Consider the following 21,936-nt stretch of genomic DNA (forward strand, 5'->3'; position numbering starts at 1 on the left):
CCGCATTGCTGTCTTTAATTGTTGTCTTTACACCGATCGCAGCCAGTCACAAGTCAATGGTTATTTCTTCTACACCCATCGTCCGCAAACCCTCTAAAGTTGAAGGCATCAAAGAGCGCAGTAATTTCTTGCGTGAACCCGTTGCTTCAGAATTGAAACTCGACACAAAAGCATTCAGCGAAGACGGGATTCAACTGATCAAGTTTCACGGTTCCTATCAGCAAGATAATCGGGATAACCGCGTCAAAGGTCAGGAAAAAGACTACTCGATGATGCTGAGAACCCGATCGCCGGGAGGATTTGTACCGCCAGAGCTTTATTTGACGATCGATCGCTTATCAGATGAATACGGGAATCACACGATTCGGGTGACGACTCGTCAGGCGTTTCAGCTTCATGGCGTGTTGAAAAAGAATCTGAAGGCGACGATTAGCGCGATCGTGAACAGCATGGGATCAACGTTGAGTGCTTGCGGCGACGTGAATCGAAATGTCATGGCTCCGCCTGCTCCGTTTAGAAATCGCCCGGAATATGAATACGCTTGGAAGTACGCAAATAATATTGCAGATTTATTAACGCCCCAATCCGGAGCTTATTACGAAGTTTGGCTCGACGGTGAGAAAGCGATTACGGGCGAAGAAGATCCCGAAGTGGTGGAAGCTCGGAAACGGAATATCAATGGCTCAAACATTGAAGACTCTCCGGAGCCAATTTACGGTACACATTACCTACCGCGTAAGTTCAAGATTGGTGTGACGGTTCCGGGAGATAACTCGATCGATTTGTTCTCTCAAGATATTTCGTTAGTGGTCTTGACGAACGAACAAGGCGAACTTGAAGGATTTAACGTTTATGCAGGTGGCGGACTCGGACGCACCCACGGCAAGGAAGAAACCTTCCCGCGACTGGCAGATCCGATCGGTTACGTAGACAAAGCCGATGTGTATGACGTGGTGAAAGCGATCGTCGCCACCCAGCGCGATTATGGCGATCGCAGCGATCGCAGACATTCGCGGATGAAGTATCTGGTCGAAGAATGGGGCGTTGAGAAGTTCCGCGCCAAAGTTGAGGAATATTTTGGCAAAGCGATTCAGCCATTCCGATCGCTGCCTGAATTTGAATTCAAGAATTATTTGGGCTGGAATGAACAAGGTGACGGCAAGCTGTTCTACGGAATTTCGGTTCTGAATGGTCGGATCAAAGATGATAGCGGCTTCAGGCTGAAAACGGCGCTGCGGAAGATTGTCAGCAAATTTAATTTGCCGATGCTGCTCACACCGAGCCAAAATGTGTTGCTGTACGACATTCAGCCAGGAGATAGACAGCGAATCAATCGGATTCTGCGCGAACATGGCATTGAGCGACCGGAGAAAGTTGATCCGTTAGTTCGAGATTCGATGGCGTGTCCGGCGTTACCCACTTGTGGACTGGCAACGGCAGAATCTGAGCGTGTCAGTTTACCTGTGTTGACTCGAATCCGGCTTTTGCTAGATCAAGTCGGCTTGCCGAATGAGTCGTTTATTGTGCGGATGACGGGTTGCCCGAATGGATGTGCGCGTCCATATTTAGCAGAATTGGCATTTGTTGGAAATGGCCCAAATACGTATCAGGTTTGGATGGGAGCGGCTCCGAATCAAACGCGACTCGCGAAAGTGTTCATCGAAAAGATGAACATGGATGATTTGGAAGCGGTGTTTGAACCTGTGTTCATTCTGTTCAAAAAAGAGCGGAAACCCGGTGAAAGCTTTGGGGATTTCTGCGATCGTATCGGATTGGATGCCATTCACCAATTCGCTGGAGTCTAAAATAAAGGGGCGTGAACAGCGCCCTTTTTTAATGAGCCTACTAATTTCTTCCATGAGCGTTATCATTTCTGATGAAATTCTTCAAGCTGCACAAATTTCTGAGTCAGAGTTGAAGCGTGAAATTGCAATTTTGCTCTTTCAACAGAAGAAGCTAGATCTGAGGAAAGCACGAGAATTGGCAGGACTTCCACTAATTGAGTTTCAGCGAGAATTGGCGCATCGAGGCATCGCAATTTATGAAGATGTAACCAGCTTTCAGACAGAAGTAGAGAATTTGAAAGCTTGGGGTGATTTGCGACGATCGTCTGCAACACTTCTCCGATTACGAATCTTGCAGCGATTACCCAACTTGAGCTTCTACACTCGATTTTTGGTGAGATCGTAATTCCTCAAGCCGTTTACGACGAACTAACAAACGTGGGCTATCCTGTACCCGGAACGATAGAAGTTCAGACGGTGAGTTGGGTCAAAGTGATGAGGGTTCAAAATCGCGCTCAAGTTGCAAGTTTTCAGCAACGGGTTGATGCAGGTGAAGCCGAAGCAATTGTTCTAGCGTTGGAGCTTTTTGCTAAGCGATTATTAATTGATGAAGCAATTGGACGATCGATTGCGGAAGAAGCAGGGCTGAAAGTAACAGGAATTCTAGGCGTGCTGCTCATTGCCAAGCAACAAGACTTAATTTCGCTGGTTCAACCTCTAATCGATTCACTCATCGAGCGAGCGGGATTCCGAGTTAGCTCTGGCTTGTATCAAGCAATTCTCTCTGCGGCTCAGGAGTAGATTCAATGTCGCAACTACAACGATTAGTCATTGATCAATCACAGATACAAAACGCGATCGTCTCTTTATCCCCAGAGCAACAGCACTATCTTCAGCGCGTTTTAAGATTGAAAAATGGCGATCGCTTCATTGCACTCGACGGCAAAGGACAAACCTGGATTGCCAAGCTTGAATCAGATCAAGCAACACTAATCGAATCGCTGCAAGCATCATCAGAACTAACAGTATCAATCACATTAATGTTAGCGCTACCAAAAACGGGATTTGATGATGTAGTGCGACAAGTGACAGAATTAGGAGTGAGTTGTATTGCGCCTGTGGTGAGCGATCGTACTCTACTGAATCCGAGTGGAAATAAGCTCGATCGCTGGCGACGAATTACCCAAGAAGCCGCAGAACAATCGGAGCGCCAGATTGTGCCAACGATTTTAGAGCCAATGCCATTCAGATTAGCGCTAGAACAATTGCAAGCGGATTCACGCTATATCTGTGCAGAGCGGAGTTCATCGCAGCATTTGATTAACTGTAAATTTGAAAATTCCGTGATTGTTGCGATCGGCTGTGAAGGCGGTTGGACAACCCAGGAAATTGAAAGCGCGATCGCTCAGAACTATCAGCCTGTGACATTAGGCAAGCGAATTTTAAGGGCTGTTACCGCTCCGATCGCAGCCGCCGCATTAATCGCAGGCATGGTAGAAAGCCCCGCAGAAAGTGAAACCTAAAAAGGCAGATTTTCCCGTTGAACTATGTCACTGGATCAGATTGCAGCAGCGTTCGATCGCAAAGATTACAAAAGCGCGGCTCGATTGCTGAAAGCGTTTCTCCAAACTTCTCCCGATCATCCCTGGGGACAACTGTACAAAGCGCGATTGTACGAAGTGTCGAACAATTTCGAGGGTGCGATCGCCCTGTATCAGCAGCTTTTGAAAACGGTGACTCACCCGAAGATCATGTCTCAAGCAAGACAAGGACTCCAGCGGATCGCCAGCCAGATTGAGACTCAACGACAACAGGCGATCGAACAAGCCAAATCTGCACCCGAAAACACTGAGCCCGGTTTATTGGTTCTCGAAGCGATCGCGCCAGAATCCCGCACTCAAGCCGCTAAAGACTTTGCGCGGATTTTGAACCTTGATGTCTATACGGCTCGCCTACAGTTGCCCAATCGCGGCTGGAAAATGTATCGATTAGGCGCGATCGGAGAGCTAGATTTTTATACTCAACAACTCAGAGCCGCAAACATCCCTGCGTTCTGTGCACCTGAAGCGAGTTTGAAACAGATCGCAGTGTTTGAAGTCGCGTATTTTCTCGATTATGCACCGCAAGCGATCGTCGTCTGTCAGAATGACCAAGGGCAACTCGGATCATTAACGTTTGATTGGTCAGAAGTGAGTCAGCGCGTCGAGGGACAGTTACCAATTTTTGAGCGAGTAATTGATAGCTCAATGCGTGAAGGAGTGCAGCGGCAGCGCAAAGAGAAAACCCAAGATTATGTACAGATTTGTGATCTGCATTTACCAGCAAGACGCTGTATTCTACGGCTGTGTGACTGGCGCTATCGATTTGAGCAGGGCATTGAGTTCGGGGCGATGGGTGATGCAACGATCGAGCTTGATCAGGCGATTAATCGATTGCACTGGAATAGCTTGCTTAATTTTCTCACCGAGCAAACCTCTGAAAAATCGATTTGGTCGGATTTCACGTCGTTTGGAGAAACTGCGATCGAGTTTCCGTTATTGCTAGATCGTTTACCTGCACAAATCCATTCTTATGGCCAGGATGAAAGCTTATGGGGTGCAGCCTTTCAACTGTATAGCAATCTTGCTTTTATCCGCGATTCGCAATGATTTCGAGGCGTTGTTCGGGAGTGAATCGTGTTTGCTTTAACCATTCACTTGGCTGAACTACACTTGCATCAACATCAGCTCCCCATTCTTTCTGCAACGCTTGAAGTAATACATCTTGCTGATGTCGCAACTCTAGAATGTCTGTTCCACGGTTGATAATTGCAAAACAAACTAAACCACGATCGCGCGTTGGCAATACACCCGCTAAAGCACTCACTTGATTGAGCGTTCCAGTTTTAACCACTGATCGTGCTGGCATCGATCGATCTTCTAATGTTCCCTCACGATCAATGCTAGATGCAGGAAAGAAATCCGCGATCGATAGATTCAACGGGTGCATGATGCGATCGATTGCCGCAAACATTGCACAAGCCGCATGAGGTGAAACCTGATTCTCCATTCCGAGTCCAGATCCATTGATTAATCGAACTTCATCAGGTGAAATGTTCGCGGCAGTTGAGGCTTTCTGAATCACAGCGTTCACACCCCCTAGATTGTTTGCTAGCAGTTGCGACATCTCATTCTGGCTGTGAACATTGAGGTATTTGATTAGATGAACCAACGGAAGCGATCGGTACTTCATCAATAAAATCTGTTTTGGAGGGGCTGATCCAGTCTGCACTTTCCCTTTTATTTCGATCGCTGGGCGGATCATTTCTTTCGGCATTTCTCCGAACTCATCGCGAATGTCCTCATCCCAAGTTTTAGAATTAAATGCTTTTTTCAACAGTTCACCGGACTTAACAGCATCGTCGCGAAAGCTCATCATAAAGCTTCCGGTAACGATCAAATTGCCTGAAATGCGAGTGATACCCAACTGACGCAGAGCATTTCCAACCGCGATCGCATCTTCCCACAAGAACAATGGATCGCCGCCACCCTGAACGATGAGATCGCCTTGAAGTGTACCGTTTTCGATCGCACCTGTTGAGCTAATCAATGTTTCAAACTGGTGATCTGCTGACCAAGTTTGCAAGGCTGCTAAGGATGTTGCAACTTTGGTAATCGATGCCGCAGGAACCGGAGTTGTCCCCTGATTGCTCAATAGTAAATGAGATCCCGACTGTAGCCAAATTCCTTGTTCAGTTGGTTTTAACCCTTTACTGCTGAGAAGTTTCAGATAGTCACTGACGACTTTCTCTGCGGTTCGATCGCTAGCTTGCCAAAATGGAGATTGGATCGTTGTTTGAGCGAATATTTCACTTGGGTCAAACGAAGTAGGCAACCCTGCAAGCTTTAACCACCCTGAAACCAATCCAGCACTGATTAGATCTAGCAAACCGCATCCTCCCGTAAGGTAGGCTAAAAGAATACTGCGAAACCTGGAACGAAACTTTGAGCAATGGCAAAGCCTGATCCGAATCGAATTTTACGCCTTTTACCGATCGTTATTGGCGCTCTCGGTGGAAGTTTGTTGTTCACCAATCGCATTCTTACCCCTGCGCTCACCGATTCTCAAGCGCGATCGGATGCGCTGGGCGTAATTTTGAGTGCGATTCTGATTCTGACGGGCTTAATCTGGCAGCAAATTCAACCTCGCACTCCGGACAGTGTGGAACTTATTGGAGAGGAAGGCTTTGAACTCGATGCAGAATTACCGGATGCGGTGAAAACTGAGCTAGCTTGGGCTTCTCATATTTTGCTGACGAATACGGTGACGCGATCGCTCATTGTCTTCTATCGCGGTAAAGTTCTTTTACGTCGCGGCATTCTCAGCCCCAACAAAGAAGTAAAACCAGGTGCAATTTTACAGCGCGTTTTGGACAAGCAAAAACCAATTTATCTCGTCGCGCTGAATGTTTATCCAGGAAAAATTGAATTCAGCTATCTGCCCGAAAATACTCAAGGTGTGATTTGTCAGCCGATCGGTAAAGAAGGCGTTTTGATTTTGGGGGCAAATGCGCCACGGAGCTACACGCGGCAAGATGAGAAATGGGTGAGTGCGATCGCGGAAAAACTCGACAATACACTTAGCCAACCAATACACAGTTAAATTCATAATCTATACTGCTGAGCTACAGAATTTGATCGCTGCAAAATAAAACCACAAGTTGTAGCATAGTGAGATTACTTGGATCTCCTGACTATGACATCTGCCAAGGCTCACCCACTGCAACGGCTGTTTAACTACGATCGCATTTACCGTTCCGAAGCGATTCGAGCCAGCGTTTATTCGATTCTTAACAAAGTGTTTGATCTGGCTCCGCCTTACCTAATTGGGATTGCGGTCGATATTGTGGTGAGCCGCGATCGCTCTTGGATTGCTGCACTTGGAATTACCGATCTCATTGGTCAGCTTACGTTTATCTCATTCCTAACACTGTTGATTTGGGGATTAGAATCGCTGTTTGAATACTTGTACGATCGCAAATGGCGAAATCTTGCCCAAACCATGCAGCATGATTTGCGATTGGATGCTTACCAGCATTTACAAGAATTAGAGCTTGGCTTTTTTGAAACCGAAACTACAGGTAATCTTCTTGCGATTCTCAATGATGATATCAATCAGCTTGAAAGATTTCTTGATAGTGGTGTAAATCAGCTTTTGCAGTTTTTCACGACTGTATTGTTAGTGGGTGGAACTTTTATTGCATTTGCGCCTTCAGTATCGTGGCTTGCAATGTTGCCGATTCCATTCATTTTATGGGGATCGATCGTATTTCAAAAACGATTAGCACCCCGATATGCAGATGTGAGACAGAAATCGGGATTGATTAGCGCGAGATTGGCGAATAACTTATCGGGAATTGCGACGATTAAGAGCTTTACGGCTGAAGATTACGAACTCGATCGCGTTGGCTCTGAAAGTAACGCTTACCGGAATAGCAATCGAAAAGCGATCGAGCTTTCTGCCGCATTCGTTCCTTTGATTCGATTTGTGATTCTGATCGGATTTACGGCAACCCTGTTTTTGGGTGGACTTAAAGCCGCAAATGGTGAGCTTTCGGTCGGGACTTACGGCTTTATGGTGTTTATCATTCAGCGATTGCTGTGGCCCTTCACAACTTTGGGACAAACGTTGGATCAGTACCAACGTGCAATGGCATCAATCAATCGTGTGATGAATTTGTTAGATACACCGATCGCGATTCCCACAGGCAACCGATCGTTTCCCACGCACCAAGTTAAAGGTGATGTACAACTTCAGAACATTACCTTTGCATATGCGGATCGCACGGCTGCCCTGAAAGATCTTTCGTTGCATATTCCTGCCGGACAAACGATCGGAATCGTCGGCGCAACAGGCTCAGGCAAAAGTACGCTAGTAAAATTGCTGCTGAGATTTTACGAAATTCAGCAAGGACAAATCCTAATCGATGGCGTTGACATCCGAGAATTGCAGTTACGGGACTTACGACGCTGCATCGGTTGGGTGAGCCAAGAAGTTTTTCTGTTTCATGGAACTGTCGCCGAAAACATTGCTTACGGAACATTTGATACCAGTCGTGCAGAAGTTATTCAAGCTGCCAAACTTGCAGAAGCGCATGAATTCATTGAGCAATTACCGCAGGGCTATGACACGATCGTCGGTGAACGCGGTCAAAAGCTTTCCGGTGGACAACGACAACGACTGGCGATCGCAAGAGCAATCCTAAAAGATCCACCTATCTTGATTCTCGATGAAGCCACGTCTGCGGTTGATAACGAAACCGAAGCCGCGATTCAACGATCGCTCGAAACCATTACCCAACATCGCACCACAATCGCGATCGCGCACCGTCTTTCCACCATTCGACAAGCACACTGCATTTATGTGATGGAACACGGGCGCATCGTCGAGCAAGGCACTCACGAAGCACTGCTTGAACTGAATGGACTGTATGCCAGCCTATGGCGGGTTCAATCGGGAATTCGCGGCAATTGAGCATTGCAATGTGCCTGGAACAGGTGAGGTCGCAGGAGATTGAGCATGAGGCGATCGAGCACTGTGACTCTCTCAAGTCTCTGGCAAAGCCTGCCGCAAAAGTTCATAAGCTTTGTACTGTCGTCGAAAACGGTCAAGTCGGGGTTCGATCGAGTCGTCTAGACCTGAGTCGGAGTGATCGGCTCTGTGTCGTGAAAAGTTTTGTAATCAATAAAGCGGTGTCCTTCTGGTGTTCGATGTACCAAATCGATGAAGCGATGATTCCACAGAATTTCCTGTGGCACGTAGATGTGCCGATCGTTGAGCACTTGTGACACCGTTTCATCGAGCCCACTTAGCATCACTTGAATCATGCAGTGTGTTTTAACGAGCGACTCCGGAGTCATGCCGTAGAGCGGGCTATTTTCGTCGATCGGGTGCATGACGAGCCAAGTGAGCGCGAAGGTTGGAGTCTGGCTGCGAACCAGCGCGAGATCGTGAATGCGGCGAATGTAGTTTCCTTCTAGGGTCACTTCGTCTCGCAGCAAATAAACGCGCATTTGTGCTTCTAAGATCTGGTTGCGGCGCTGATTGGCGGCACGAAAGCAGAGCATTGGAATGCCGTCATGCGGTGCGATCGTGGCGACCTGACTAAAGGCAACGCGGGCAGTCGGACGAGAAAACCTGGCAAACGACAGTCCTGTAAGAATCGCGATCGCGAATAGTCCCGCGATCGCTTCGAGCGTCATCACCGAAAGCGCGTAAAACGTTTTCGGGTACATTGCCCCGTACCCGATCGACGCAAAGGTTTGAACACTAAAAAAGAAATGATCCCAAAACGATCCCGGTGTAGCATTGGCAATACAATCTCCACCAAGTAAGTACAGCAACGCAAATACGACGTTAATGCCAATGTAAGTGGCAGAGATGATGCTGATAAATCCCTGCCAAGGAACTGTGAGAACTAGGTGGTAAGGATCACGCCAGTAAGAATACCAAGCGTTCATGCCCACAACCTGAAAGCGTCCGTCTTCGATGTGGATGTTGATGCGCCGGGAGCGTCGATGTCTAAGTTTCAAGGGTCTAACCTCGTGGATCGAATCGCAAGTTACTCTAAGGAACCAAATTAACGAATGATAAGCTGATCGAGATTCAGCCAGTTTCGACTTCCCTTCGATTGATTAAAAATGATAGAAACTGTATTGTTTCCAGTTTTTAGTGCAACATTTGGAATCGTTGCCGTGTTCCAGGTTGTCCAATTTCCGGTTCCAGGAAACACATGAGCATTCACAAGTGCCCGACCATTGACAAAAATGAATCGAATAGCATTTCCTGCGGCTGCCGCATAGCGCAGAACTAAATCAAATCGTCCGGCGTTTGGCAAGGTGAAATTAAAGTCCACCCACTGCCCGTCCCGGTTCCAGCCTGCAATGTAGCCTGCACCTTCATAACCTGAGTGAACGGCTTCGATCGTTAAGTTATGCAGAACCGAAGTTTCGGCCTGCAGGATGAGTGGCGTTCGACTGGCGACGATCGAGGCATTGAGCGCGTCTACCGCAGCACTTTGGCGGGCAGCATCGGCTTGATCAAACTGCTGCGCCCAACATAACCCAAACTGATTCTTAGAATTGCGGCATTCTTCCCAGATCGAATCGGCGTTGCGGAGAATGAAATCACGGTACGAGATTTTATTTACGCTGCGATAGAGATCCGATAGGTTACGGATAAAAATTCCCTTGAATTGCGGCCCATCCAATCCGCAGTTGGGTTCACACGGTTCGCGCAACACGCCGTTGGGGGCGAGTGCTTTTGTTGCGGCATCTGCGATCGATTGTGCGACTGTTAATAGGGATCGATCGTTGGTGCATTTTGAGAGATCAATCAGCGCTCCCAAAATTACGCCCTGATTGTATGTCCAGGTGGGCTGACCATTGTTTTTACACTGAGCATTCAGCCCGTCATTGATCAAATTGTTTTGATTGATCATTCCGGTTCTGCGGAACCAGTTCCAGGTGCGATTTGCCCAGTCGAGATAGCGCTGATCCCGCGTTCTGAGAAACAATCGCGCTGCGATCGCCAGAAATAACTCATTCGCGATCGCGTTTTTATACTTATGTTCTTTGTTCCACCAGATTCCACCTCCGCAAGTGTTGTCCCATCCTTTCGTCATGTCGTTAAAAATAACCCTCGACATGTCCAAATACCGGGTTTCACCGGTGAGATCAAAGGCTTTGATCCAGGTCAACGCCCACCATCCCTCATCGTCGTAAAATTCGTTTAAGAAATTGTTACGTTTATTTTTCTCAAACGTATTGAAAATGTTTGTTCGGTACGTGAGCGAATCGGTGAAGGTCAAGTAATCGATCGTGGTTTCTAAAACATTGGCACTATTCCACCAGCCTGTCGTATTCCACAATCCAGTTGCCGTATTATAAAACGTTTGCAGCGTTGCCATTCCTGCATCGGCTCGTTCCCGGTAAGTTGCAGCACACATCTGTCTCTTCCAATCACATTACTGTGAGTTATAGCGCAATCATTCAAATTTGCTCTTCACTCATCCAGAAAGCTGTTACGATTAACCTCCGTATTCTAGAAATGCTGACCAGAAGCGATTTAAAACAGGCTGCTGGATGGTTAAGTTTAGAGTTGCCATTGCTGGGGCAATGGTTCGTTTACAATGGCTCGTTTACAATGCCACTTACGTTGAAGCCGAAATCAAAGCGTCTCCGCACATCCGCGTTAATTCTTAGCGCGATCGTCTTGAGTGCGATCGCGGCGGGTGGATATTGGTATGTTTTTGTCTTGGGCGCACCGCAACTCGACACGCCACCCGTTGAAGAAGTTGCGGGAATTAATTTCCAGGTTAAAAGCTTCTACAGCGAAGCTCTGGGACAACAGCGGCGATACGGCATACTTCTGCCGCCTGGATACGAAAAACATCGGGAACAACGCTATCCGGTCATCTTTTTGCTGCACGGCGGACATGGGGATGAGCGGGACTATTACGAAAAAGCGGCAATTACAACGACAGTAAAGAATCTATACCGCGATCAAAAGCTTCCTGCCTCGCTGATCATCATGCCAGATGGCAACGACAATCGCGGCACCAGTCCCTTTTGGGATACGGATTACTACGATGGTGAGAATGGAAAAATTGGAACTTACATTGGCGTGGACTTAGTGCAAGAAGTCAAGCAGCAGTTTCGCACGATCGAAGACTCACACTATTGGGCAATGGGCGGATTGTCTTCGGGCGGCTGGGGTGCGTTTAATATCGGACTGCGGCATTTAGCGCGATTTACGATCTTCTTCAGTCACACAGGATATTTCATGGATAACAGCGGCGCTCAGAACAGTCCGCAAGTGTTTGCTGAGCAAATTCCGATCACTGATCGCAAGCGTATCCGAGCTTATTTAGATGCGGGTGAGGCAGATGAAAAATACTTAGATGCCACCCGTGATTTTCACACGGTCTTAGATCGCTTAGGAATTTATAACGAATTCTATGTATTTCCTGGTGGTCACGGCATTGTCGGGCAGAATGTCGGCTGGAATTATTGGAGAACGCATCTAGCCGATTCTCTGAGTTTTGTCGGTCGCCAGTTCCGTGACGTTCAAGAGCAGAAAAACCATCGACATTTTTGAGTGTATGCAGCAGTTCCCTCCCAAACTCGGCTGGAATCGGAAACGTCTAGAAACCCTCGATCGTAGAACTCGCATCGGGGTATGGTCAGCCGCACTGCTTACGGGAATTATGGGGGTCGTCAATCTGTGGTCTGCGGTCGTGCCGAGTTATCCAGAGCGAACCGCTTGGTTAAAGCACTTTTTCCCATTCTCGGTGCGGGTTGGCGGACATTTGTTTGCAGCGCTGGCAGGATTCATTTTACTGACATTGGCAGCGAATTTATTACGCCGTAAGCGCGTTGCCTGGTATGTTACTGTTGCATTGCTATTTATATCAATCTTCAGTCATCTGATTAAAGGATTTGACGTTGAAGAAAGTGTTCTTGCAACAGTTCTATTAATTCAATTATTTGTGCTGAGAAAAGCCTACACAGCACAATCCGATCGACCGTCGATCGCTCAAGGCATTCGCGTTTTAATTGCAGCGATCGTGTTCACAATGGCGTATGGCACGATTGGATTTTATATTCTCGATGGTTACTTCAGTATTAATGGAGCGCCTATTAATTTCAGTTTTTCAGAATCTCTGTGGCAAACGCTTGCCATGTTCTTTACTGCTGATAATGCTGGGCTAGAACCGAGGCGACGTTATGCAGAATTCTTTGCGAATTCGATTTATGCAGTTGGAACGACTACGTTAACGTATGCGTTGTTTATGCTGTTGCGTCCAGTATTATTACGAGGTGATCCTGCGACGCTGCAAGACCGTAAAAGAGCGCAGCAAATTATTGATGAATTTGGTAAAACTTCGCTGGCGCGGTTGTCGTTGCTGCCGGATAAATCTTATTTTTTCAGTCCGTCGGGTAGAAGTGTGATTGCTTATGTTGCTAAAGGGCGAGCCGCGATCGCACTGGGTGATCCGATCGGGCATCCAGAGGATTTGAAAGAAGCGATCGTCTCTTTTCAGCAATTTTGTAATCAAAACGATTGGTTTCCCACGTTCTACGAAGTTTTGCCGGGTACTTTGTTGCTGTATCAAACTCTCGGCTATCGCTGGGCGCAAATCGGCGAAGAAGCAATTATTGATTTGCATACATTCAATCTTAAAGGCAAAGCAAATCAAGACTTTAGAACCGCAATGAATAAGCTCACGAAAGCAGGCTATCGACTGCAAGTGTACGAGCCACCGATCGATGATGGATTGATCACGCGATTAAAACCTGTGAGTGATGAATGGCTGCAATCGAAGCAGGGATCAGAAAAGCAGTTCTCGATCGGCTGGTTCGATCGTGAGTACCTGAGCGGTTGTCATATCGCGGTGGTTTACGATGCACACGCAAAAATCATTGCCTTCTCGAATCTGCTTTCTGGCTACAACCGCAAAGAAGTCACCGTAGATCTGATGCGGCATCGCAATGATGCGGAAAAAGGCACAATGGACTTTTTATTTGCCTCGCTGCTGCAACACTTTCAGCAGGCGGGATACGATAGCTTTAATTTCAGCTTATCGCCGCTAGCCGGTGTAGGTGAGACTTCTGATTCTTTGCGGGTTGAGAAGGGCTTGCACTACTTTTTTGAGCATCTCAACCAGTTTTACAACTTCAAAGGACTGCATCAATTCAAAGAGAAGTTTCGACCACGCTGGGAGCCTCGCTATTTGGTCTATCCGAGTCTAACGGTACTGCCCGATATTGCGGTGGGACTGGTTCGAGCCGATTCGGGCGATCGACTGCTCGACTACTTGAAATCCGACAGCTGAGCGTTATTCATCACCACGCCTGATAGAATTACGAAATGTAAAGCCGAGTAATGATGAACGATCGTATGCGAATGTTGCGAGTCTTTTTCGCGCTGATTTTGGCGCTCATGGTGCTAATTGGCTTGCCAGAAACGGTTCATGCTGCGAGTTCCGGTGCGATTCGAGCGATCGATGATGTTAAAGCTGTTACCAAGGATTATTCTGGACAGAATCTGATTCGAGCCGAGTTTAGCAATGCTCGACTCTCAGGCAGCAACTTTAGCGATGCAGATTTGCGCGGTGCTGTGTTTAGCGGTTCAGACTTGAGCAAATCGAATTGGCAAGGAGCCGATTTTGATAATGGCATCGCTTATCTCACTGACTTATCGGGCGCAAATCTACGGGATGCGGTTCTAACTTCTGCAATGATGATTGGATCGGTGTTCAAGGGCGCAGAGATCACCGGAGCAGATTTTAGCGAAGCCGTGTTGGATCGATCGCAGGTCGTTGAACTGTGTAAAACCGCAAGCGGCGTGAATCCGAAAACGGGAATCAGCACCCGCGACTCGCTGGAATGCCCCTAGCCGCCACAACTCGCGAATCGGTGATCTATCCTGGGAGCAGATCTGTCATCGCTCATCCTCATGCTGAAATCTATTCTTGCGGCAAGCATTCTGTTCAGCGCTGTGCCGACTGTGAGTCTTGCGGCTCCGTCTCAGTCGATTAACGCTCAAACTCCACCACAGCCCACTACCGAGCAGATTTACCAAGCCTGTACTCAAGATCGCGCAGAAACGCTGCCAAATCCGTTCGTTGATGTTGCTCCGAATCATTGGGCTTACAAGGCGGTGTTATCGATGCACTATTGCGGTGCATTTCGTCGTGCGGCTCCGAGAAGCTTATTTGAGCGCACTCAGCCTACACCGACGACACCTCAATCGACAACACCGCAATCTTAGATCGCAATCTTAGATTGCAATAGGTTCTAGAGGAGTGAGATCAAAATTCTTGCTCCTCTAAAGGATTTAAAGCGTCGATCGCACCTGACCCCAATACTCTAGAATCAAAGCTATTCTTGATTGAATTGCTCCCCGACTTGCTTGAGGGACAGCTATCTACATCGCTTATGCAAACGCCTCGTGAATCGCTCCGCAAGTTTCCGCAGCCGCTTGATCGGGTTGCGATCGGGTTAATGGTCGTTTTGATTGTGCTGATCGGAGTTTTGCTGCTCAGCGGCGATCGTAGCGCTCCTAGAATCAGAGAGTTTAACTGGGACGGAAAACAGGTCGGAGCCGACGATCGCGCCTTTTTGCTGGCGTTTAGTCGTCCGATGGATCACCCTAGCGTCGAGCAAAATCTCAAAATTCAGCCGGATTTGAGAGGAAGAATTAGCTGGGCTGGGCGACGGATGGCGTACACGCTCGATCAACCTGCGCCGTATGGCACAGAATTTACGGTTTCACTCACGAATGCTCGCGATCGCTTTAGTAAAGAGGGTGCAAATAACGGGATTTTGCGAGACTTTCAGGCAAAATTCAAGAGCCGCGATCGCGTCCTTGCGTTTATCGGAGCCGAAGGCAATGAAGCAGGACGGCTGATTCTCTACAACTTAACGCAGCAAGATAAAAAAATTCTCACACCGGAAAACTTAGCGGTCATGGATTTCAAAGCCTATCCGCAAAACGACAGAATTTTATTTAGCGCCGTTGAGCGCACCAACCCCCCGCAATCCTTAGCAGAACAAAAGCTTTTCACGGTCACAACTGGAATTCAAATTAACGCTCCGGCTGATCTGAGTGCTCCCTCGGCTCCGACCGCCTCTGCTTCTCCAACCCAACCTGGGCAAATTACCCAAATTCTCGACAATCGCGACTACCAGAACCTCAAGTTTGATTTATCTCAAGATGGTCGAACGGTCGTCGTTCAGCGCCTCAGTCGCCGCGATCCCAACGATGCGGGCGCTTGGCTGCTGCGAGACGGTCAACCCGCAAAACCGATTAGCAATCAACAAACAGGCGGCGATTTTCTGATCACACCGGATGGCGGTTCGATCGCGGTGGCTCAAGGGCAAGGACTCGCAATTTTGCCGCTACAACCCAACGCTGAGCAAGACCAAACCCAACCGCTCGACTTCTTACCAAAATTTGGCACCGTGTTAAATTTCTCCCCGGATGGAACGGCGGCAGTGATGGTGAAATTTAACACCGATTACACGCGATCGATGTTCCTCGTCTCGCAAGGGGTACAAAAGGAAATTCTCAAAATTTCAGGCTCGATTGTCAGAGCCAACTTTGCTCCGAATAATCAGGTGCTGTATTGCTTGTTAACGAATTTGATTCCGGGCAATACGTTTCAAGAACAGCCTTATCTTGCAGCGATCGACCTCAAAGCAGTGCGGGAAGGAAAGCCAATGGAGCAGACTCTACGCCCGTTAGTGTTGTTACCCAACCAGCGAGAAATTCAGGTTGATTTAGCTCCTGACGGAAAGGCATTGATTTTTGATCAAACGCAAGCAGATGATCGCGCCAAATCTGAAGTGAGTCAGGCTTTATCAGGAAGTAAACTGTGGCTGCTGCCGCTCAAAGGAGATCTCAGCGCCAAAACTCAGCCAGAAGAGTTGCCCTTCCGGGGTTTGCATCCACGATGGTTGCCCTAGTTTGCGTTACTTTAATAAAGAACATCTTTTGATAGCGCGATCGCCCTGACATGAACATTCTGAGCAATCTTCTTCCGACTCCCAAGCCTGCCAAAAACCGTCGCGGGATTGAAATTAAATCCGATCGAGAAATCGAAATCATGCGGCAAGCTTCGCGGATCGTCGCAACCGTTCTAAAAGAAATCTCAGAAATGGTCGAACCTGGCATGACAACCTGGGATCTTGATGTTCATGCAGAAAAACGAATCCGCGAAATGGGCGCAACTCCCAGCTTTAAGGGCTATCACGGGTTCCCGGCTTCGATTTGTTCGAGCATTAACCAAGAAGTGGTGCATGGGATTCCGAATAAGAAAAAGGTGATTCGGACGGGCGATGTTCTCAAGGTTGATACGGGGGCATTCTTTGAAGGATTCCACGGCGATTCTTGCATTACGATCGCAGTCGGTCAGGTTTCTCCAGACGCGGCAAAACTAATTCACGTAGCAGAGCAAGCCCTCTACAAAGGGATTGAGCAAGTCCGGGCGGGCGCATTCCTGCTCGATTTAGCAGGCGCAATCCAAGATTATGTCGAGTCGAACGGCTTCAAGATTGTGGAAGACTTCACCGGACATGGTGTGGGACGGAATCTACATGAAGAACCTTCTGTGTTTAATTTCAGAACTTATCGGATGCCGAATGTGAAATTGAAAGCGGGGATGACGTTGGCGATCGAGCCGATCGTCAACGCCGGATCAAAAAATACGCGAATTTTGCCCGATCGCTGGACAGCCGTAACTGTGGATCGATCGCTCTCGGCGCAGTTTGAGCACACGGTTTTGGTGACAGAAACCGGATATGAAATTTTGAGCGATCGCAGCTTGGTTTAGCACGATCGCTGGATGCGATACATTCATCCTGCCAGAGTTTTAATAGAATCAGGAGTATCATCTATGGCGATTGACTCTTTGAATGCTTGACTCTGGCACTTTTACACCCCAATCACATCCTGCGTCGGACAGCATACGTCCGCGATCGATCCGTCCAATCGGCACGTATGCGCTTTATGGGTTAGCGGTCTGGCGCGATCGATTCGTGGCGCTAGATACAATCCGGGGGTTTTTACTGCAAATTAATCCCCGAAATGACAACACGATCGTTCTCAACTCTTGCCACACTGACCAGTTTATCGATGCAAAAGGCTTTGCTATCTGGGAAGAAACAGTCTGGTTCACCAAAGACAACAGCGTTTACTTTTGCACGTTTGAGCAATTTGAGCCGCAACTGTTTACAACCTTGCCTTACGATATCGATGGTGTTGGCGTTTGGGAATCTACGATTTATGTGACTTCTCAGAAGTTAGGCTATGTCCTAATTTACGAGCGCAACACAAAGCGCAAAATCACGCAGTTTCCCTTGCCCGGAGTGGGTGTGACCAACTTAACGGTGCGGGGCGAAGAGTTGTGGCTGTGCGATCGTACAGAAGAAACGGTGTACTGCCTCGATCGTGCGACCGGAGAGCTTCAGTTTAGTCTGCTGACTCCGTTTGAAAATCCAACCGCGATCGCTTTTCTGAATGGTTCCAATACAGATCAGTCAACGCTATATGTATCCTATGCAGGAGAAGAAGCTTATATTCGCGACAATCCAAATGCTGATCCGAATTTAGAGTTAACGTATCGCGATCGTACTTTTATTCATCCGCTTTATTTTCGTTATTATCCCGATGAGCGCTATACGCTATCGAATGGATATTTAATTGAAATGACGTATGTTGAGGAATTACTGCCGCTCGATGAAGTAGAAATCCAGAATTTAGAATGGCGAATTGCATTACCCGCAGAGACGCATCGACAAAAAATTCGCAGCGTTGAAGCGATCGGTCTTCCGTTTACCGAAGATGTTCAGGAAGGGCAGCGAGTTGCTGTGTTTAAATTCAATTCGCTCAAATCTCAGGAGCGGCATATCTTTGGCTGGAAAGCTCTATTAGAGGTACGAGGCATCAAGTATCAATTCAACTTTGAAGCTGTCGAGAACGCTCCCGACTTGAGCGCAGAGTTTCGCGATCGTTATCTTGTGGACGATGATGAGTTGGCAATGGATACGCCTGTGATTCAGCAAGCGGCAAGAGAAGCGATCGGGACAGAAACGAATATCCTTCGTAAGATGCTGAAGATTCGCAATTATGTTTACGATCGCTTGTCTTACGGCATTAAACCTCACATTGATTCTCCTGATGTTGTTCTTGAACGCGGAATTGGTTCCTGTGGTGAGTACGTTGGTGTGCTATTAGCATTGGCGCGATTGAATGGAATTGCCTGTCGAACTGTAGGACGATATAAATGTCCGTCGTTTGCCGATCGTCAGAACGTACCGCTTGAACCCGACTACAATCACGTTTGGATTGAATTTTACATTCCCGGTTATGGTTGGTTGCCGATGGAGTCGAATCCCGATGATATTGTTGAACGTGGGCCGTACCCGACTCGATTTTTTATGGGATTACCCTGGTATCATGCGGAAATTGGTAAGGGGATTTCGTTTGAATCGCTGAGGTCTCAAGGGATGCCGCTAGGAGATTTGATGGATATTTCGATCGGCGATCTTGCCCTGAATCACATCCGGTTTATGATCCTCGAAGAGTTGCCACCGTTGTAATTGCGGGGTGACGATCGGATCTCCATCGTTTGGGCTAAAGTAATTAGATTCAATCATTTGAGCGATTGAGGAATGGAGCTTCTATTACTTGCAGGTTCGATCGTCATCACAGTCCTGGTTTTTCTCTGGCTGGTTCGAGTGATCAGAGCCACGCTGAAGACTGCGTTATTGATTGCTGCGATCGTGTTTGCGCTGCAATTTTTTGGCATTGGGGGCGATCGGATTTTCTCCGAAATTCGCAAGATTTTTGATTATCTCTGGCGCTTCGTTCCTGGACAGCAATCTTCTAATGTTGATTCTGTAATGTATCAAGTTGCACACACCGCCCATACTGCTTTCGGACAGCTTTCAAGCTGGTAGTCGCGCTGAGTTCAGCAGCAAAATGGTTGCGCAATTAATTCTCAGGAGAAAAATCTTAGCGCTCTTAACTCTGGAGTGGTAAGTATAATCGCAATGGTTCTTCACAGCCTGTAATAAAAGGCACTAGCTCATGCTGAAAAACGCCGCGATCGCGACTCTCATCCTTTCAAGTACCGCTCTAGCAACAACCTTACCTGCTCACGCTTTAACGATCGCTGGATACGATTTTGGTGCTACAGGATTCGAGACTTTAAATGCTACTACCACGGACTCTAATGTTACAGCTAGTCCCTTTGGTACAAGTGGTGTTATCGCAACCCCAAATTCACCCAGACCTGATGGATTCGCTGCTGGAGTTAACGGTCAGGGAACTCTCCATAACGATTGGGCATTGAATCCGACACTGATTGATCCAAATAAATACTACACATTCACTGTCACGCCTAACGCTGGCATCAGTATGAGCCTCAACCTTCTGACCTTTGCTGCACGGCGATCGAGCTTCGGACCTCAGAACATTGCAGTCCGCTCAAGCGTAGATAACTATGCCGCAACTCTGTCAACTTTAACACCCGGCACACCTAATTCTAACTCCGCAACTAACGATTTTAATACAGGTCTATCAACCAACCTTTCGGGTGCAGCATTCGAAAACCTAGCTACTGCTGTCACCTTTAGAATCTATGGCTATGGAGCAAGTAATACAGGCGGAACCCTCAGACTTGACAACGTAATTTTAGATGGGACAACTCAGGCAGCAGTCCCCGTTCCTTTTGGTTTTACTCCGATCTGGGGAATCGCTGCCAATGGAGTCGTGTTTGGATTGCGAAAATTGAGAAATAAACAGATGAAAAGCGGTTTCCAGAGCAGCGTTAAAGCTTAGACCCAGTTTTTGATGTGTTTGAATGTCGCGATCGGTGAGACGATCGCGCTATCCCTAATATCCGCCCAACTTACCGCGCCGCTTCGTTTCCCGCTCCGACCAGCGAAAGAGAAGAAGACCGATCGCGAAATAAACCGCTCCATTCAAAAACGCGGCTCCTAATGCAACCCAATCTAACCCCGCCTGCCGCGCCATCAAATCTCGAATGACTCCTGCACCCGTTGTCATCGGAATCAAATATCCCAAATAGCGCTGCACTCCTGTCCAAGTCTCAGTCGGAATGGTCAACACAAACAGAAGCGAGAAGTTGAGAATTCCGGCAATTTGTTGAACGGTTTTGAAAATCAGCGTTAGACTGCCGATCGCAAACGCGAGACCGTATGCGCCGAGAATCACAGTGATCAATGGCAAAATCAACAGGGGCGAAAATGTCAGCCATCGTCCAGTCAGCGCCATGATAATTAGTAGTACGAACGCAATTAGAATTAATTGAAAAACCAGATCAGAAACGGCTCTTAGCAAAATAATTCTTCTAACCTTGAACGGTGAGATGAATAGCTGCTCTAATGTTCCAACTTGTGCTTCTCGCTGCAAAGTTGCATTAATGCCATTCATAATAAAAATGATCAGCGACCACAGAATATATCCCACGATCACAGCATCTAAGCGATCGCCAAATCGAACATTTCCCCCCGCAATATATCCAACGCTGAGAAATAATCCGTAAAACGTCACGGTCAACGCAACAATGCCACCAAAAAGCTCATGGGCATAGCGTTTATACTGAATCCAGCTCCACTTAAGCTGGGCAACGAATAACTCAAACATTTACTTATTTACCAATTTCAGAAACACATCGACCAAATTTGCTTGATCTTTTTCCAACCGCACGATCGAGAACGGCTTCAAAATCTCCAGCGCGTGATACAGCAATTCAATTTGACGAACATAAACCGTTTTGCCTTCAATCACCGCATCGATCGCGCTTAATTTACTGATGCGATCGTCGTCTAGTTCCTGCTCCAATTCAATTCGATATGAATCGCCAGAAAACTGCTGAATGAGCGTCTCGGTTCTTTCTTGTGCGACAATTTCGCCTTCTTTGATAATTGCAACGCGATCGGACAATTCTTCAGCGATATCTAGCTGATGTGTGGTTAATAAAATTGCTCGACCTTCTGCGGCAATCTCTCGCACTAAGCGCTTCACGGTTTGAGTCGCTTCTACATCTAGCCCCAAAGTTGGTTCATCCAGCAGAAGTAACTGCGGTTCGTGAATTAATGCAACCGCGATCGCCAGCTTTTGCTGCATTCCGCGTGAGAGGTTCTGAACGATCGTTGTTCGCTTCGGCATCAGTTCAAATCGCTCTAGTAAAGCCTTGGCTCTCTGACGCGCCACATACCCGCTTAATCCCCGCAATACCCCGAAATACTCTAAATTTTCTTCTGGAGTCAGTCGCCAGTAGACATTTCGATTGCCTTCGAGAACGGCTCCGACGGACTTAAGCGCGATCGATTGACGATGCGGATCTCGTCCAGCGATTTTGACCTGTCCGCGATCGGGCAGAATCAATCCCGCAATCATTTTGATCGTGGTCGTTTTTCCTGCTCCGTTTGCGCCCAGAAACGCCAAGACTTCACCCGCACCGATATTGAATGAGACATTTCTTACAGCTTCAACGGTCTTTCCGCCGCTTTGATACGTCTTTTGTAATTGCTCAACTTCTAGAACTTGCATCAACTTGCACACGCAACATGCTTGTCTT

At 47.5% G+C, this 21,936-nt stretch carries 21 protein-coding genes; 16 read left to right on the forward strand and 5 right to left on the reverse strand.

Annotated elements, in window-relative coordinates:
* Window positions 1-56: 56 nt before the first annotated feature.
* Genes sir through NC981_RS04580 form a run of 5 tightly spaced genes read left to right on the forward strand, consistent with a single transcriptional unit; the run spans window position 57 to window position 4,432 of the window.
* Window positions 57-1,805 carry a sulfite reductase, ferredoxin dependent gene (sir, locus tag NC981_RS04560; RefSeq protein WP_348241701.1) on the forward strand — a complete coding sequence of 583 codons (1,749 nt, stop codon included), beginning with the start codon at window positions 57-59 and terminating at the stop codon, window positions 1,803-1,805.
* 52 nt (window positions 1,806-1,857) lie between these two features.
* Window positions 1,858-2,190 carry a UPF0175 family protein gene (locus tag NC981_RS04565; RefSeq protein WP_348241702.1) on the forward strand — a complete coding sequence of 111 codons (333 nt, stop codon included), beginning with the start codon at window positions 1,858-1,860 and terminating at the stop codon, window positions 2,188-2,190.
* Window positions 2,106-2,585, forward strand: coding sequence for a DUF3368 domain-containing protein (locus NC981_RS04570; RefSeq protein WP_348242045.1), 480 nt, complete (start codon window positions 2,106-2,108; stop codon window positions 2,583-2,585). The genes NC981_RS04565 and NC981_RS04570 overlap by 85 nt, the downstream gene beginning before the upstream one ends.
* Window positions 2,586-2,590: 5 nt before the next feature.
* Window positions 2,591-3,307, forward strand: coding sequence for a 16S rRNA (uracil(1498)-N(3))-methyltransferase (locus NC981_RS04575; protein WP_348241703.1), 717 nt, complete (start codon window positions 2,591-2,593; stop codon window positions 3,305-3,307).
* 24 nt (window positions 3,308-3,331) lie between these two features.
* Window positions 3,332-4,432 carry a tetratricopeptide repeat protein gene (locus NC981_RS04580; RefSeq protein ID WP_348241704.1) on the forward strand — a complete coding sequence of 367 codons (1,101 nt, stop codon included), beginning with the start codon at window positions 3,332-3,334 and terminating at the stop codon, window positions 4,430-4,432.
* Here NC981_RS04580 and NC981_RS04585 read toward each other — a convergent pair.
* Window positions 4,413-5,711: a D-alanyl-D-alanine carboxypeptidase gene (locus NC981_RS04585; protein ID WP_348241705.1), complete on the reverse strand. Its 1,299-nt coding sequence runs from the start codon at window positions 5,709-5,711 to the stop codon at window positions 4,413-4,415. The genes NC981_RS04580 and NC981_RS04585 overlap by 20 nt on opposite strands.
* A 63-nt stretch (window positions 5,712-5,774) precedes the next feature.
* On the opposite strand from NC981_RS04585, the gene NC981_RS04590 reads away from it, so the two are divergent.
* Complete coding sequence (locus NC981_RS04590) at window positions 5,775-6,425, forward strand: cofactor assembly of complex C subunit B (protein ID WP_348241706.1); 651 nt, start codon at window positions 5,775-5,777, stop codon at window positions 6,423-6,425.
* Window positions 6,426-6,518: 93 nt separating this feature from the next.
* The gene (locus NC981_RS04595) at window positions 6,519-8,297 is read left to right on the forward strand and encodes an ABC transporter ATP-binding protein (RefSeq protein WP_348241707.1); all 1,779 of its coding nucleotides are present in this window, start codon (window positions 6,519-6,521) and stop codon (window positions 8,295-8,297) included.
* A gap of 158 nt (window positions 8,298-8,455) precedes the next feature.
* Here NC981_RS04595 and NC981_RS04600 read toward each other — a convergent pair whose 3' ends face one another.
* The gene (locus tag NC981_RS04600; RefSeq protein WP_348241708.1) at window positions 8,456-9,355 is read right to left on the reverse strand and encodes an ion channel; all 900 of its coding nucleotides are present in this window, start codon (window positions 9,353-9,355) and stop codon (window positions 8,456-8,458) included.
* Between the two features lie 47 nt (window positions 9,356-9,402).
* On the reverse strand, window positions 9,403-10,770 hold the full coding sequence (locus NC981_RS04605) for a glycoside hydrolase family 76 protein (RefSeq protein ID WP_348241709.1): 1,368 nt from the start codon (window positions 10,768-10,770) through the stop codon (window positions 9,403-9,405).
* A gap of 197 nt (window positions 10,771-10,967) precedes the next feature.
* Between NC981_RS04605 and NC981_RS04610 the strand changes: the two genes are divergently transcribed.
* From NC981_RS04610 to NC981_RS04650, 9 genes are all read left to right on the forward strand, one after another.
* Window positions 10,968-11,921, forward strand: a complete 954-nt coding sequence (locus tag NC981_RS04610) for an alpha/beta hydrolase-fold protein (RefSeq protein ID WP_348242046.1) — start codon at window positions 10,968-10,970, stop codon at window positions 11,919-11,921.
* Between the two features lie 4 nt (window positions 11,922-11,925).
* A complete protein-coding gene (locus NC981_RS04615; protein ID WP_348241710.1) occupies window positions 11,926-13,659 on the forward strand; it encodes a phosphatidylglycerol lysyltransferase domain-containing protein in 1,734 nt (577 codons plus the stop codon).
* A 50-nt stretch (window positions 13,660-13,709) separates the two neighbouring features.
* Entirely contained in the window at window positions 13,710-14,222 is a 513-nt protein-coding gene (locus tag NC981_RS04620; protein WP_348241711.1) for a pentapeptide repeat-containing protein, read from the forward strand.
* Between the two features lie 60 nt (window positions 14,223-14,282).
* The gene (locus tag NC981_RS04625) at window positions 14,283-14,597 is read left to right on the forward strand and encodes a hypothetical protein (RefSeq protein ID WP_348241712.1); all 315 of its coding nucleotides are present in this window, start codon (window positions 14,283-14,285) and stop codon (window positions 14,595-14,597) included.
* A gap of 167 nt (window positions 14,598-14,764) precedes the next feature.
* The gene (locus NC981_RS04630) at window positions 14,765-16,294 is read left to right on the forward strand and encodes a hypothetical protein (protein ID WP_348241713.1); all 1,530 of its coding nucleotides are present in this window, start codon (window positions 14,765-14,767) and stop codon (window positions 16,292-16,294) included.
* A gap of 50 nt (window positions 16,295-16,344) precedes the next feature.
* On the forward strand, window positions 16,345-17,160 hold the full coding sequence (gene map / locus NC981_RS04635) for a type I methionyl aminopeptidase (RefSeq protein WP_190378873.1): 816 nt from the start codon (window positions 16,345-16,347) through the stop codon (window positions 17,158-17,160).
* An 82-nt stretch (window positions 17,161-17,242) separates the two neighbouring features.
* A complete protein-coding gene (locus NC981_RS04640; protein ID WP_348241714.1) occupies window positions 17,243-18,928 on the forward strand; it encodes a transglutaminase family protein in 1,686 nt (561 codons plus the stop codon).
* A gap of 72 nt (window positions 18,929-19,000) precedes the next feature.
* A complete protein-coding gene (locus tag NC981_RS04645; RefSeq protein ID WP_348241715.1) occupies window positions 19,001-19,288 on the forward strand; it encodes a hypothetical protein in 288 nt (95 codons plus the stop codon).
* A gap of 130 nt (window positions 19,289-19,418) precedes the next feature.
* Window positions 19,419-20,171, forward strand: coding sequence for a hypothetical protein (locus tag NC981_RS04650; protein WP_348241716.1), 753 nt, complete (start codon window positions 19,419-19,421; stop codon window positions 20,169-20,171).
* A gap of 54 nt (window positions 20,172-20,225) precedes the next feature.
* Here the strand turns inward: NC981_RS04650 and NC981_RS04655 are convergent, their stop codons facing one another.
* Window positions 20,226-20,999: an ABC transporter permease gene (locus tag NC981_RS04655; protein ID WP_348241717.1), complete on the reverse strand. Its 774-nt coding sequence runs from the start codon at window positions 20,997-20,999 to the stop codon at window positions 20,226-20,228.
* On the reverse strand, window positions 21,000-21,908 hold the full coding sequence (locus NC981_RS04660; RefSeq protein ID WP_348241718.1) for an ABC transporter ATP-binding protein: 909 nt from the start codon (window positions 21,906-21,908) through the stop codon (window positions 21,000-21,002).
* Window positions 21,909-21,936 lie beyond the last annotated feature (28 nt).

It is taken from the genome of Leptolyngbya sp. DQ-M1 (assembly GCF_039962505.1).
Taxonomy (GTDB): Bacteria; Cyanobacteriota; Cyanobacteriia; order Leptolyngbyales; family Leptolyngbyaceae; genus Leptolyngbya.